Origin of the sequence: Streptomyces reniochalinae, from assembly GCF_003323735.1 — a bacterium.
Taxonomy (GTDB): domain Bacteria; phylum Actinomycetota; class Actinomycetes; order Streptomycetales; family Streptomycetaceae; genus Streptomyces; species Streptomyces reniochalinae.
Genome location: NZ_QOIM01000020.1, coordinates 15,335 through 27,828, shown reverse-complemented (window position 1 = coordinate 27,828; position 12,494 = coordinate 15,335). Strand labels below are relative to the sequence as shown.

General features: G+C 70.8%; 14 protein-coding genes. 9 read left to right on the top strand and 5 right to left on the bottom strand.

The genetic code is table 11. The features are described from left to right. Positions 1 to 25: 25 nt before the first annotated feature. On the top strand, positions 26 to 292 hold the full coding sequence (locus DQ392_RS34975) for a hypothetical protein (RefSeq protein ID WP_245981112.1): 267 nt from the start codon (positions 26 to 28) through the stop codon (positions 290 to 292). Positions 293 to 432: 140 nt separating this feature from the next. Here DQ392_RS34975 and DQ392_RS02160 read toward each other — a convergent pair whose 3' ends face one another. Beyond that, the gene (locus tag DQ392_RS02160; protein ID WP_114013742.1) at positions 433 to 1,026 is read right to left on the bottom strand and encodes an isochorismatase family protein; all 594 of its coding nucleotides are present in this window, start codon (positions 1,024 to 1,026) and stop codon (positions 433 to 435) included. 415 nt (positions 1,027 to 1,441) lie between these two features. Next, positions 1,442 to 2,761, bottom strand: coding sequence for a nicotinate phosphoribosyltransferase (locus DQ392_RS02155; RefSeq protein ID WP_114013839.1), 1,320 nt, complete (start codon positions 2,759 to 2,761; stop codon positions 1,442 to 1,444). Positions 2,762 to 2,939: 178 nt separating this feature from the next. Here DQ392_RS02155 and clpS point away from each other — a divergent pair, with 178 nt between their 5' ends. From clpS to DQ392_RS02125, 7 genes are all read left to right on the top strand, one after another. After that, a complete protein-coding gene (gene clpS, locus DQ392_RS02150) occupies positions 2,940 to 3,254 on the top strand; it encodes an ATP-dependent Clp protease adapter ClpS (RefSeq protein WP_114013741.1) in 315 nt (104 codons plus the stop codon). Next, positions 3,254 to 3,949 carry a DUF2017 domain-containing protein gene (locus DQ392_RS02145; protein ID WP_114013740.1) on the top strand — a complete coding sequence of 232 codons (696 nt, stop codon included), beginning with the start codon at positions 3,254 to 3,256 and terminating at the stop codon, positions 3,947 to 3,949. The genes clpS and DQ392_RS02145 overlap by 1 nt, the downstream gene beginning before the upstream one ends. 358 nt (positions 3,950 to 4,307) lie before the next feature. Beyond that, positions 4,308 to 5,840, top strand: a complete 1,533-nt coding sequence (locus DQ392_RS02140; RefSeq protein WP_114013739.1) for an amino acid permease — start codon at positions 4,308 to 4,310, stop codon at positions 5,838 to 5,840. Positions 5,841 to 6,110: 270 nt separating this feature from the next. Continuing rightward, a complete protein-coding gene (locus DQ392_RS02135; protein WP_114013738.1) occupies positions 6,111 to 6,536 on the top strand; it encodes a M67 family metallopeptidase in 426 nt (141 codons plus the stop codon). A 90-nt stretch (positions 6,537 to 6,626) separates the two neighbouring features. Then, positions 6,627 to 6,737 (top strand): putative leader peptide, encoded by a 111-nt coding sequence (locus DQ392_RS35950; protein WP_341483251.1) that lies wholly within the window; start codon positions 6,627 to 6,629, stop codon positions 6,735 to 6,737. Between the two features lie 122 nt (positions 6,738 to 6,859). Continuing rightward, complete coding sequence (locus DQ392_RS02130) at positions 6,860 to 7,153, top strand: MoaD/ThiS family protein (protein ID WP_114013737.1); 294 nt, start codon at positions 6,860 to 6,862, stop codon at positions 7,151 to 7,153. Then, positions 7,153 to 8,103 (top strand): PLP-dependent cysteine synthase family protein, encoded by a 951-nt coding sequence (locus DQ392_RS02125; protein WP_114013736.1) that lies wholly within the window; start codon positions 7,153 to 7,155, stop codon positions 8,101 to 8,103. The genes DQ392_RS02130 and DQ392_RS02125 overlap by 1 nt, the downstream gene beginning before the upstream one ends. Positions 8,104 to 8,160: 57 nt before the next feature. On the opposite strand, the gene DQ392_RS02120 is transcribed toward DQ392_RS02125, so the two are convergent. Further along, positions 8,161 to 8,574 (bottom strand): type II toxin-antitoxin system PemK/MazF family toxin, encoded by a 414-nt coding sequence (locus DQ392_RS02120; RefSeq protein ID WP_114013735.1) that lies wholly within the window; start codon positions 8,572 to 8,574, stop codon positions 8,161 to 8,163. 234 nt (positions 8,575 to 8,808) lie between these two features. On the opposite strand from DQ392_RS02120, the gene DQ392_RS02115 reads away from it, so the two are divergent. Further along, positions 8,809 to 9,570: an MBL fold metallo-hydrolase gene (locus DQ392_RS02115; protein ID WP_114013734.1), complete on the top strand. Its 762-nt coding sequence runs from the start codon at positions 8,809 to 8,811 to the stop codon at positions 9,568 to 9,570. Positions 9,571 to 9,662: 92 nt separating this feature from the next. Here the strand turns inward: DQ392_RS02115 and DQ392_RS02110 are convergent, their stop codons facing one another. Both DQ392_RS02110 and DQ392_RS02105 read right to left on the bottom strand, forming a co-directional pair. Next, positions 9,663 to 10,910, bottom strand: a complete 1,248-nt coding sequence (locus tag DQ392_RS02110; protein WP_114013733.1) for a PTS transporter subunit EIIC — start codon at positions 10,908 to 10,910, stop codon at positions 9,663 to 9,665. Between the two features lie 204 nt (positions 10,911 to 11,114). Next, complete coding sequence (locus tag DQ392_RS02105) at positions 11,115 to 12,428, bottom strand: PTS transporter subunit EIIC (RefSeq protein WP_114013732.1); 1,314 nt, start codon at positions 12,426 to 12,428, stop codon at positions 11,115 to 11,117. Between the last annotated feature and the right edge of the window lie 66 nt (positions 12,429 to 12,494).

Below are 12,494 nucleotides of genomic sequence, written 5' to 3'. Positions count from 1 at the left end.
GGCGTTTGCCGACGAACCGCACACGGTGCGGGAGGCGACCGTGCGCAGACCCGGCGAGGAGCAGCGGGTCCGGGTGCTGGTGCACGCGGCCAACCGGCCCCGTGCCCTCACCCGCCTGCGCAATCTCGGCCTGCGGGCGATCTACCTGCGGGGCAACACCGAGCCACCCACCGCGGACGAGGTCACCGCGGTGCTGCACCACCCCGAGGGCCTGGTGTGGCGCGCCGTTCCCGACGACGCGCACCACTCCTGGCGCCCCATCGCCGCTCTCCTGCGGGCGACCCCGGCGTAGGGCCCGTCCTGCGGGCCCTGTGCCGGGAGGCGCAGGACGGGGGCGGCACGGGAGGCCGCCGGCCGCCGCGTGCGGTCCGGGGTGGTCGTGGCTGGGCGGGGCCGCCACAGGCGGGGTCGCCACCCGCAGGGGCGGCGGCGTCAGGCCGGTGTGACGACCGGCTTGCCGGTCAGCTCGACGCCGGCGTCGCGGAGCTCCTCAAGGGCGCGCTGGACGGTCTCCTCGCTGACGCCCGCCGTCAGGTCCAGCAGCACCTGGGTGCGGAAGCCCTCGCCGGCGGCGTCCAGCGCGGTCTCGCGTACGCAGTGGTCGGTGGCGATGCCGACGATGTCGACCTCGGCGACGTTCCGCTCGCGCAGCCAGGCGGCGAGGGAGAGGCCGTTCTCGTCGGCGCCCTCGAAGCCGCTGTAGGCGGCGGTGTAGGCGCCCTTGTCGAAGACGGCTTCGATGGATCCCGAGGCGACGGCGGGGGTGAAGTTGGGATGGAAGCCGACGCCCTCGGTGCCTGCCACGCAGTGCGGCGGCCAGGAGTGGACGAAGTCGGGGGTGTCGGAGAAGTGGTCGCCGGGGTCGATGTGCGTGTCCCGGGTGGCGACGACGTGGCGGTAGCCGGCGGACGCGTCCCCGATCAGGTCGGTGATGGCGGCCGCCACGTCGGCGCCGCCGGTGACGGCGAGGCTGCCGCCCTCGCAGAAGTCGTTCTGGACATCCACGACGATCAGTGCCCGGTGCATGGTGCACACCTTTCGGCTGGTGGGTCGACTGGGTGGGGGACGGACCGGGGATGGCGGCCGTGGCGGGTTGCCCGGGGCAACGCGGTGCTGGTGCTGCGGGGTGCCGGGCCGCCGCCCGTCGCTTTCGAGACTAGACACTCGCGGGCCCCCGCGGCAGTGCGCGGGCGCCTTCGCGCGGCCGGCCGGCCCCTGGGGGCGGCGGCTGGTGCACGACGGGGCCCGCTCCCCCCCGCCCCGCTGAGACGACCGCCCGTCCTGACGATGCCGCACGGCGGTCTCAGCGGTGTCCCACCGGCGTCCCGGTGGTGTCCCACGGCCGCCTGATCTGCGCCGCACGAGCCGCCTGAGCGGTGCCGAACGGTCCGTTTGAGCGGCACCGCACGGGCCCCCGCCTCAGCGGCGCCGCACGGCCGTCTCAGCGGTGTTCGACCGGCAGGACGGGCTCTCCGCGTGAGAGCTGCATCGCGGACATGGGGAGCCGGGCGAGGGAGGCCCGGTGGCGTTCGCGTGCGGCTTCGAGCGGTTCCCGGCCGACGACGGTCCCGTTCTCGACGAGCGGGACCTGGAGCTGGTGGGCGGCGAGCTCCTCCGGCACGGGGCCGCTGCCGACGATCTCGGCCTCGGCCACGCCGTCGGCGTCCAGCGGCCGGGCGGCCCACTTGGCGCCGCCGAGGGAGGTTTTGCCGCCGAGGGAGCGTTTGGCGACGGGCCGCAGCGGGGCCGCGGGGTCGTCGCTGTCGGCGCGGGCGACCAGTTTGTAGACCATGGACGCCGTGGGGTGGCCGCTGCCGGTGACGAGCTGGGTGCCGACGCCGTAGGCGTCGACGGGCGCGGCGGCCAGGGAGGCGATGGCGTACTCGTCGAGGTCGCTGGTGACGACGATCCTCGTCCTGGTGGCGCCGAGCTCGTCGAGCTGCTGGCGTACGCGGTGGGCGACGAGCAGCAGGTCGCCGGAGTCGATGCGGACGGCGCCGAGCTCGGGGCCCGCCACCTCGACGGCGGTGCGGACGGCTTCGGCGACGTCGTAGGTGTCGACGAGCAGCGTGGTGCCGCTGCCGAGGGAGTCGACCTGGGCGCGGAAGGCGTCGCGTTCGGTGTCGTGGAGGAGGGTGAAGGCGTGGGCGCTGGTGCCGACGGTGGGGATGCCGTAGCGGAATCCCGCGGCGAGGTCGGAGGTGGTGTCGAAGCCGCCGACGTAGGCGGAGCGGGAGGCGGCGACGGCGCCGAGTTCGTGGGTGCGGCGGGCGCCCATCTCGATCAGGGGGCGGCCGCCGGCGGCGACGGCCATGCGGGAGGCCGCGGCGGCGACGGCGGAGTCGTGGTTGAGGATGGAGAGGATCACCGTCTCCAGGAGTACGCACTCGGCGAAGGTGCCTTCGACGCGCAGCAGGGGCGAGCCGGGGAAGTAGACCTCGCCCTCGGGGTAGCCGAGGATGTCGCCGCGGAAGCGGTAGTCGGCGAGCCACTCCAGGGTGGGCTCGTCGACGACGTCGGTCTCGCCGAGGAACTGGAGCATCTGGTCGTCGAAGCGGAAGTTCTCGACGGCGTCGAGGACGCGTCCGGTGCCGGCGACGACCCCGTAGCGGCGGCCTTCGGGCAGCCTGCGGGTGAAGACCTCGAAGACGGAGCGGCGCTCGGCGGTTCCGGCGTGCAGCGCGGCCTGGAGCATCGTCAGCTCGTACTGGTCGGTGAAGAGCGCCGTCGAGGGGACGGACACCGGCAGCCCCGTCTCCATCCGCCGGGCGTGTTCCTGCCGGTTCTCGTGCGGGGGCTGTCCCTGGGGGGATTCCAGCACTGCTGCTCACCTCGTGTGTTCGGGTAGGTCGCTGCGAGCGTACCCCGGATTTCGTCAGGCTGACGATATACGGTCGTCGTGGCCGCCGTTTGGGCGCCCGTGGGTGCCGGGTGGCAGCATGGGACCTGTGAGTGTCGCCACCCCGATGGAGATCGAGCGCCCGGAGACCAGCGAGGAGCCCGTGGAGGTTCCTGAGCCGGATGTGCCCTGGGTGACCGTCGTGCACAACGACCCGGTCAATCTCATGAGCTATGTGACCTACGTGTTCCAGGCGTACTTCGGCTATTCGAAGGAGAAGGCGAAGAAACTGATGCTCGACGTCCACCACAAGGGGCGCGCCATCGTCTCCAGCGGCACCCGCGAGGAGATGGAGCGCGACGTGCAGGCCATGCACAGCTACGGGCTGTGGGCGACGCTCACCCAGGACCGCTGATGGCCGGGCAGTTCGAGCCGGCCGAGGCCGGCGGCGCGGCCATCGCGCTGGACGAGGTGGAGATCTCCATTCTGCGGAGCCTCACGGTGCAGCTGCTGGAGCTGATCGGCCCCGGCACCGAGCCCGCCGAGCCGCCGAGGCCGGAGACCCCGCCGGGCGAGGGCGCCAAGGGCGACAGCATGGAGGAGGAGCTGGCGGGTATCGAGGCCGTCTCCTGGCCGTCGTTCGCCGACGGGCCCAGCGAGCCGCCCTCTGACCCGGTGCTGGCCCGGCTCTTCCCCGACGCCTACGGTCCAGGCCCTGGCCCCGGGCCCTCCCCCGAGGCGGAGCCGGGCAGCGACGAGGCCGCGCGGGCCCGGCACGACCGTGGCGCCTCGGCCGAGTTCCGCCGCTACACGGAGAACGACCTGCGGGCGCGCAAGCGGGAGGACGGGCTGGCCGTCGTCCGGTCGCTGGACGCGCTGACGCCGGGTGACCGCGGCGCCGTGCTGACGCTCGGGCCCGAGGAGTCCCGGCGGTGGCTGGGCACGCTCAACGACCTGCGGCTGGCGCTCGGCACCCGCCTGGAGGTGTCCGACGACAGCGACGACGAGCTGTACTCGCTGCCCGACTCCGACGAGCGGAAGCCGCTGGTGATGGCGTACCTGTGGCTCGGCAGCCTCCAGGAGACACTGGTCGAGACACTGACGCCCTGAACGTCTGCTTCTCCCGGCCCCCGTCACCGGAGCCCGGGCCCCTCGGATTGCCCCTGTTCGTCCTGGTTTTCCCCCCTCCATTGTTCGTTAAATGAAGAGCAAAGACCGGTTAACGAACGGATCACGGCGGGGATTTTTCCGGGTGCGATGTCCGTCTCTGCCCCTTCTATCTGTGGTCTGTACCACTCGTCGTGGACAGTCCTGCGTGGTACACCTGCACGATCCGCTGTCTCGCGGGCACCACCCCTGCCCGCACAGTGGCGCACACGCCGGCCGATCGCCGGCACGCACAACTCCATCCGGGGGGATCGGAACCCGATCCGGACAGGCCGGGTCGGTATGGAGAAAGGCGCACCACATGACCTCCGAGCAGGTCGCGGACGGCAGGGGAGAACCCGGATCCGCAAGCACGGGCGGCAGCGGCGACGGAGCCGGGCCTTCCGACGAGGGCTACCAGCGAGGGCTGGGCAGTCGCCAGGTCCAGATGATCGCCATCGGCGGTGCGATCGGTGTCGGCCTGTTCATGGGGGCCGGTGCGAACATCGCCAAGGCGGGACCCAGCATCATCCTGATGTACGCCCTGGCGGGCGTCGTCATCTTCTTCATCATGCGGGCGCTGGGCGAGCTGCTGATGTACCGGCCCGTCTCCGGCAGCTTCGCGGAGTACGCCCGCGAGTTCCTCGGGCCGTTCTTCGGCTTCGTGACGGGCTGGACGTACTGGCTGCTGTGGGTCGTGACCGGCATGGCCGAGCTGACCGCGGCGGCGATCTACATCCACTACTGGTTCCCGGACATTCCGCAGTGGGTCAGCGCGCTGGTCTTCCTGGTGGTGCTGTTCGGGGTGAACCTGATCTCGGTGAAGGTCTTCGGCGAGGTCGAGTTCTGGTTCTCGATGATCAAGGTCACCGCGATCATCGGCATGATCGTGATCGGTCTCGGCGTGCTCACCCTGGGCTTCTCCCAGGCCGGTGACACCGCCGCCGTCAGCAACCTGTGGGCCCACGACGGCTTCTTCCCGACCGGCATCGGCTCCAGCCTGATGACGCTCCAGGGCGTGATGTTCGCCTACATCGCGGTCGAACTGGTCGGTATCACGGCCGGCGAGAGCCAGGACCCCAAGACGACGCTGCCCAAGGCGATCAACACGCTGCCGTGGCGCATCATCATCTTCTACGTCGGCTCGCTGGTCGTGATCCTCTCGGTGGTCAAGTGGACCGAGTTCTCCGACGGCGTGAGCCCCTTCGTGGCGGCCTTCGGCAAGATCGGCATTCCGCTCGGCGCCGGCATCGTCAACTTCGTCGTGCTGACCGCGGCGCTCTCCTCCTGCAACTCCGGCATGTACTCCACCGGCCGCATGCTGCGTGACCTGGCGGAGAACCGGGAGGCGCCGACGTACTTCGGCAAGCTGAACGCGCGGCACTCCCCGGCCGCGGGCATCACCCTCTCGGTGCTGCTGATGGGCATCGGTGTGGTGCTCAACTACGTGGTGCCGGAGAAGGCGTTCGCCTACGTCACCTCGGTCGCCACCGCGTGCGGTATCTGGACCTGGATGATGATCCTCATCAGCCACCTGCTCTACCGGCGCGCGGTCGTCGCCGGGCGGCTGCCGAAGTCCAGCTTCCCCGCTCCGGGCGGCAGCGTCTTCAGCTGGGTCGCGCTGCTCTTCCTCTCCATGGTGCTGGTGATCGTCGCGCTCGACCCGACGGCGCGGATCTCGCTGTACGTCGGTGCGGGATGGGCCGTGGTGCTGGGCGCCTACTGGCTGCTGCACGCCCGCCACACCGCGCACGCGCACCGCACCTCGCGGAGCGTGGGAACGGCCCCGGTGATCGCCGACGCGGCCCCGGGCGCCGGCACGCTCGCGCCGGAGGCCGCCACCGGCCAGGACTGAGGCCGGGCGCCCCGACCACAGGTCGGGGGCGCCGCGCCGCACAGCGTCCAGGGGCCGGACCGTACCGCACACCGGTACGGTCCGGCCCCTCGCACGCGGAGGCGGCGCCTGGGCATGCGGAGGCGGCCCCTGGCACCCGGGACGCGCCCCCTCGCGCGGGGAGAAGGCGCCCCCTCGCGCAGGGGCCGCCGTCCGCCGAGTGCGGCTCCGCGCGGTCCGCGTCCGGGCAGGGCCGGACGTGTGTGCGGAGGCGTGCATATCCTTGCCCCCATGCTGACCATCACGCAGGAGCTGCACGACCGGATCGTCGCCCACGCCCGCCAGGACCACCCCGACGAGGCCTGCGGCGTGATCGCGGGGCCGGTCGGTGGGGGCCGCCCCGAACGGTTCATCCCGATGCTGAACGCGGCCCGCTCGCCCACCTTCTACGAGTTCGACTCCGGCGATCTGCTCAAGCTCTACCGCGAGATGGACGACCGCGACGAGGAGCCGGCGGTGATCTACCACTCGCACACCGCCACCGAGGCCTACCCCTCGCGTACCGACATCTCCTACGCCAACGAGCCCGGCGCCCACTACGTCCTGGTCTCCACCGCCGAGTGCGGGAACGACGAAGGTCCGTTCTCCTTCCGTTCGTTCCGCATCGTGGACGGCGAGGTGACCGAGGAGGAAGTGAAGATCGTCGAGAGCTACTGACGGACGCTTCTCCCACAATGGTGAGACGGATCCGTCCGCATGATGAAACCGAGCTCCGATTCCCTGTCCGGGAATCGTTACGATGAGCCCATGGTTGTCCACGACGTGAGCGCTTTCGACAAGACCCCGGGCATGCTGCTCGTGGCGCGCCTGCACGTCGACCTGTGCCGCCTCGCCAGCGCGATCTGTCGGCCGGCCTGACCCGCGCCCCCGCGGCGCGGTGTCCCCGATGCCCCCGCCCCGCAGTAAGCGCGTGTGCACCCCCGCCTGCCCACAGCAGAAGCCAGCACAAGCCACTCTTCCTCTCCGACAGGAGCACTCTCATGGCCATCGAGGTCCGCATTCCGACCATCCTCCGCACCTACACCGACGGCCAGAAGGCGGTCGAGGGCACGGGCGCCACCGTCGGCGAGCTGTTCGCCGACCTGGAGAGCAGGCACGCCGGGATCAAGGACCGTCTGGTGGACGGCGGTGAGCTGCGCCGCTTCGTCAACGTCTACCTCAACGACGAGGACGTGCGCTTCTTGGACGGCATCTCCACCCAGCTCAGCGACGGCGACAGCGTCACCATCCTGCCCGCCGTGGCCGGAGGGTCGCTCCCTGTGGGTATGCGCTGATGCGCTACGACTCCCCGCTCGACGCCGTCGGCAACACGCCGCTCGTCCGGCTGCCGAGGCTCTCGCCCTCCGAGGACGTACGGATCTGGGCGAAGCTGGAGGACCGCAACCCGACCGGTTCCGTGAAGGACCGCCCCGCCCTGCACATGGTCGAACAGGCCGAGAAGGAAGGGCGGTTGCAGCCGGGCTGCACCATTCTGGAGCCCACCTCGGGCAACACCGGCATCTCGCTGGCGATGGCGGCCAAGCTCAAGGGCTACCGGATCGTCTGCGTCATGCCGGAGAACACCAGCGAGGAGCGCCGCCAGCTGCTCGCCATGTGGGGCGCCGAGATCATCTCCTCCCCGGCGGCGGGCGGCTCCAACACGGCGGTACGGGTGGCCAAGGAGCTGGCGGCCGAGCACCCGGACTGGGTGATGCTCTACCAGTACGGCAACCCGGACAACGCGGGCGCCCACTACGCGACGACGGGCCCCGAGATCCTCGCCGACCTGCCGTCGGTCACCCACTTCGTCGCGGGCCTGGGCACCACGGGCACGCTGATGGGCGCGGGCCGCTACCTGCGTGAGCAGCGTCCCGGCATCCGGATCGTCGCCGCCGAGCCGCGCTACGACGACCTGGTGTACGGGCTGCGCAACCTGGACGAGGGCTTCGTGCCCGAGCTGTACGACGAGTCGGTGCTCACCACCCGCTTCTCGGTCGGCTCCGAGGACGCGGTCACCCGTACCAGGGAACTCCTCGCGCAGGAGGGCATCTTCGCCGGCGTCTCCACGGGGGCGGCGCTGCACGCCGCGATCGGGGTGGGCCGCAAGGCGCTGCGCGCGGGGGAGAGCGCCGATGTGGTCTTCATCGTCGCGGACGGCGGCTGGAAGTACCTGTCGACGGGCCTCTACACCGCCGCCACGGACGAGGAGGCGGTCGCCACCGTGCAGGGCCAGCTCTGGGCGTAGAACCGCTCGTTCGGGTCCGGGTTCCGCCGGCTCGGGGTGCAACGGCCCCGGGCCGGGTCACTCGGCCAGGTGCCTGACCCGCTCCCAGGCGTCGGCGTCCACCTCGCCGTGGCGGCCGCGCAGCCGGGCGAGACCGACTTCGGCGACCGTGCCGGGCTCCAGGTAGGCGGGGCCCTCGGCGGCGTCGGCGGGCAGGACGCGCAGCGGCGAGGGCTCGGAGGTCAACCGCGCCAGCCGGGCGCCGTCGGTGCGGACGGTGAGGACGAGGAAGAGCGGCTCGGTGCCGTCCGGCAGGCTGGTGCGCCAGATCTCACCGGGCCGGGGGAGGGGCGCCTGACCCCGGCGGGCGGCACGGGCCTCGCGGGCGGCGCCCCGGCGCCGGGGACCGAGGCGTCCGCGCCCGTCCACCAGCGCCGCCACGAAGGCGAGCAGCATCACGACGCCGAGCGCCAGCCACCAGGTGGTGTCCACAGCGTGCCTCCCGTCGCCCGTCGATCCTCGCCGTGTGGCGGGTGCCGCCGCACCGCGCTCCGCGGTGTTTGTGCCGTCAGCCACCGGGGAACGACGCTACCCCGGGCTGGTGATTCCGCCCACACCGACGCCGCACCGAGGACGCACCGGGACCCGCGCGGCTTACGCTCGGAATTCCCCTCGTCCACGACACGGGGACTTCTCCCGCATGCCGTCAACGGAGGTTCCCACTCCATGAAGCTCACCGTCGTCGGCTGTTCCGGGTCGTTTCCGTCAACGGAATCGGCCTGTTCGAGCTATCTGGTCGAGGACGACGGCTTCCGGCTGCTCCTGGACATGGGCAACGGCGCGCTCGGTGAGCTCCAACGCCACTGCGGCCTCTACGACCTCGACGCCATCGCGCTCAGCCACCTCCACGCCGACCACTGCATCGACATGTGCGGCTACTTCGTCGCCCGCTACTACCGCCACGAGGGCGGCCGTTGCGGCCCGATCCCGGTGCACGGCCCGCCCGGCACCGAGCAGCGGCTCACCACCGCCTACGCCGACACCCCGTCCGACTCGTCGATGAGCGAGGTCTTCGCCTTCCACGAGCTGACCGCGGGCGGCACGTTCGAGGCAGGGCCCTTCCGGGTCAGCAGCGAGCTGGTCGACCACCCGGTGGAGGCGTACGCCTTCCGGGTCGAGCACCGGGCGAGCGGCAAGGTCCTCACCTACTCCGGTGACACCGGGCCGTGTCCGAACCTGGAGCGTGCCGCGCGAGGCGCGGACCTGTTCCTGTGCGAGGCGTCCTTCACGGACGGCAAGGAACAGATCCCGGGCCTCCACCTCAACGGCAGGCAGGCCGGGCAGGTCGCCGCCGGGGCCGGCGTCTCGCAGCTGGTGCTCACCCATGTGCCGCCGTGGACGGACCCGCAGGTCAACCTGCGGGACGCGAAGACCTCCTTCGACGGGCCTGTGGAGATGGCACGCCCCGGAGCCGTCTACGAGCTGTGAGGCCGCACCAGCCCTTGCCCTTCCCCTCTCTGTAGCAGGGGCGGACACAGCAACGGGCCGCACCGCTGTGTGCGGTACGGCCCGTCGGCCGGCTACTTCGTGAGGTCCTCGACCTCTTCGTCCGGCTCGCGCCCTGGCGTCTTGATGTCCAGCTTCACGATGAGGAAGCGGAAGAGGGAGTAGTAGATCACCGCGAAGCACAGCCCGATCGGGATGATCAGCCACGGTTTGCTCGCCAGGCTCCAGTTGATGGCGTAGTCGATGAAGCCGGCGGAGAAACTGAAGCCGTGGTGCACCCCGAACACCCAGGTCACCGCCATCGACACGGCCGTCAGCAGCGCGTGGACCACGTACAGGACGGGCGCGATGAACATGAAGGTGAACTCGATCGGTTCGGTGATGCCGGTCACGAACGAGGTCAGGGCCAGCGAGACCATCATGCCCATCACGGCTTTGCGGCGGTGCGGCTTGGCGCAGTGGGCGATGGCGATGGCGGCGGCGGGCAGGCCGAACATCATGATGGGGAAGAAGCCCGACATGAACTGGCCCGCGCTCGGGTCGCCGGCGAAGAAGCGGGCGATGTCGCCGTGGACGACGTCCCCCGCGGCGTTCTTGTAGTCGCCGAGCTGGAACCAGGCCACGGTGTTGAGGAACTGGTGCATCCCGACGGGGATCAGCGCCCGGTTGATCAGGCCGAAGATGCCCGCTCCGGTGGCGCCCAGGCCCGTCATCCACTCGCCGAAGGAGGTGATGGCGTCGCCGATCGGGCCCCAGATGAGGGTGAAGACCACGCCGACGGCCAGTCCGACGAAGGCCATCAGGATCGGTACCAGGCGGCGGCCGTTGAAGAAGCCGAGCCAGTCGACCAGCTTTGTCTTGTGGAAGCGCTGCCAGACGATCGCCGACAGGAGTCCCATCAGGACGCCGCCGAGGACACCGGGATCGTTGTAGACGGGCGGCGTGTCCTCGCCCGCCTTGACGACCGCCTCGTGAACCGGAAAGGCCTCCAGCACGTTCTTGTAGACGAGGAAGCCGACGAGCGCGGCCAGCGCGGTGGAGCCGTCGGACTTCTTGGCGAAGCCGATGGCGACGCCTATGCAGAACAGCAGCGGCAGGTTGTCGAAGATGGCACCGCCGGCGCCCGAGAACGCGGCGGCGACGTCGTGCCACTTCAGGCCCTCGTCGCCGAAGACGTCGGGCTGGCCGAGCCGGTTGAGTATGCCGGCCGCGGGCAGGACGGCGATCGGCAGTTGCAGGCTGCGGCCGACCTTTTGCAGTCCTTGGAACAGGCCGGAGCCCCGCTTCTTCTTCTTCGCGGGCGCAGCGGTGTCCGTGCTCATGGGGGTGTGTCCTCCGGGTGGAGGCGGGCGCCGCACGGCTGAAAAAGGGGGTGAGGGCCCGCTGGTGGTCTAGTCCACGAAGTGGTGTAGACCATTAGTAGCACGGGCGCGCGCGCGACGGAACGGGTCGTTCCGGGCGATGTGGGCCACACCCCGGCCACACCCCGGCCACGCTCCCGCCGCGTGGGGCGTGGCCGAGGTGTGCTAAGCCCTCGTGTTGTCCTGCTCGATCTCGTCCGCGACCTCCTCCGGCTCCCTGCCGGGGGTCTTCAGGTCGAACTTGGCGATCATGAAGCGGAAGAGGACGTAGTAGACCACCGCGAAGCACAGGCCGATCGGGATGATCAGCCACGGTCTGGTGGCCAGACTCCAGTTGATGACGTAGTCGATCAGGCCGGCCGAGAAGCTGAACCCGTCGTGCACGCCCAAGGCCCAGGTCAGCGCCATCGAGACGCCGGTGAGCACGACGTGGATGACGTACAGGGCCGGGGCGACGAACAGGAACGAGAACTCGATCGGCTCCGTCACCCCCGTGACGAACGACGTCAGCGCCGTGGAGAGCATCAGGCCCCCCACCACCTTGCGGCGCTCGGGGCGGGCGGCGTGGGTGATGGCGAGCGCGGCGGCGGGCAGCGCGAACATCATGATCGGGAAGAAGCCTGAGGTGAACTGGCCCGCGCTCGGATCGCCCGCCAGGAAGCGGTTGATGTCACCGTGCACGACCTCGCCGTCCGGCTTCTTGAAGCTGCCGAACTGGAACCACATGAAGGTGTTCAGGAACTGGTGCATGCCGATCGGAATGAGGGCGCGGTTGGCGACGCCGAAGATGCCCGCGCCCCAGGCGCCCAGGTCGGTCATCCACTTGGAGAAGGTGGTGAGCCCGTCGCCGATCGGCGGCCACACCCACTGGCAGAGCACCGCGAAGACCAGCGCGACGAACGCCATGATGATCGGTACCAGGCGGCGGCCGTTGAAGAAGCCGAGCCAGTCCACCAGCTTCACCCGGTGGAAGCGCTGCCAGAACCAGGCCGCGAGCAGCCCGACGACGATGCCGCCGAACACCCCCGGGTTCTGGTACGTGGCCGCCCCCGACGCCGACCCGTCCTTGCCGACGCACGTCCCCATCTCCGTGTCGAACCCCGACCCCGGAGGGCAGGTGGGGAACTGCTGGAGGATGTTGTAGTAGACGAGGAAGCCCGCGACGGCGGCCAGCGCCGTCGAGCCGTCGGCCTTGCGTGCCATGCCGATGGCCACGCCGACGCAGAAGAGCAGCGGCAGCCCGAGCGCCGAGTCCAGCAGGGCACTGCCCGCCCCTTCGAACACCTTGGCGACGTCCGTCCAGCCCAGGCCCTCGTCGCCGAAGATGTCCGGCTGGCCGAGCCGGTTGAGGATGCCCGCTGCCGGGAGCACCGCGATGGGCAGCTGGAGGCTGCGGCCCATCTTCTGGAGGCCCTGGAAGAAGACGGACGCCCACTTCCTGCGCGGGCTGCCCGGCTCGGCTGCGGCGTTGGCGCTCACGAGCCTCCTCCTGACTGGTCGGCCCCCGACCTGGTCGGCCCCTCGTCCGCCCGCCGGACGGCTGGC

Excerpts from the sequence above, each read along its gene's own strand:
- DQ392_RS02160 (WP_114013742.1), bottom strand. The coding sequence starts at position 1,026 with ATGCACCGGGCACTGATCGTCGTGGATGTCCAGAACGACTTCTGCGAG.
- DQ392_RS02155 (WP_114013839.1), bottom strand. The coding sequence starts at position 2,761 with ATGGAGACGGGGCTGCCGGTGTCCGTCCCCTCGACGGCGCTCTTCACC.
- clpS (WP_114013741.1), top strand. The coding sequence starts at position 2,940 with ATGGGACCTGTGAGTGTCGCCACCCCGATGGAGATCGAGCGCCCGGAG.
- DQ392_RS02145 (WP_114013740.1), top strand. The coding sequence starts at position 3,254 with ATGGCCGGGCAGTTCGAGCCGGCCGAGGCCGGCGGCGCGGCCATCGCG.
- DQ392_RS02140 (WP_114013739.1), top strand. The coding sequence starts at position 4,308 with ATGACCTCCGAGCAGGTCGCGGACGGCAGGGGAGAACCCGGATCCGCA.
- DQ392_RS02135 (WP_114013738.1), top strand. The coding sequence starts at position 6,111 with ATGCTGACCATCACGCAGGAGCTGCACGACCGGATCGTCGCCCACGCC.
- DQ392_RS35950 (WP_341483251.1), top strand. The coding sequence starts at position 6,627 with ATGGTTGTCCACGACGTGAGCGCTTTCGACAAGACCCCGGGCATGCTG.
- DQ392_RS02130 (WP_114013737.1), top strand. The coding sequence starts at position 6,860 with ATGGCCATCGAGGTCCGCATTCCGACCATCCTCCGCACCTACACCGAC.
- DQ392_RS02125 (WP_114013736.1), top strand. The coding sequence starts at position 7,153 with ATGCGCTACGACTCCCCGCTCGACGCCGTCGGCAACACGCCGCTCGTC.
- DQ392_RS02115 (WP_114013734.1), top strand. The coding sequence starts at position 8,809 with ATGAAGCTCACCGTCGTCGGCTGTTCCGGGTCGTTTCCGTCAACGGAA.
- DQ392_RS02110 (WP_114013733.1), bottom strand. The coding sequence starts at position 10,910 with ATGAGCACGGACACCGCTGCGCCCGCGAAGAAGAAGAAGCGGGGCTCC.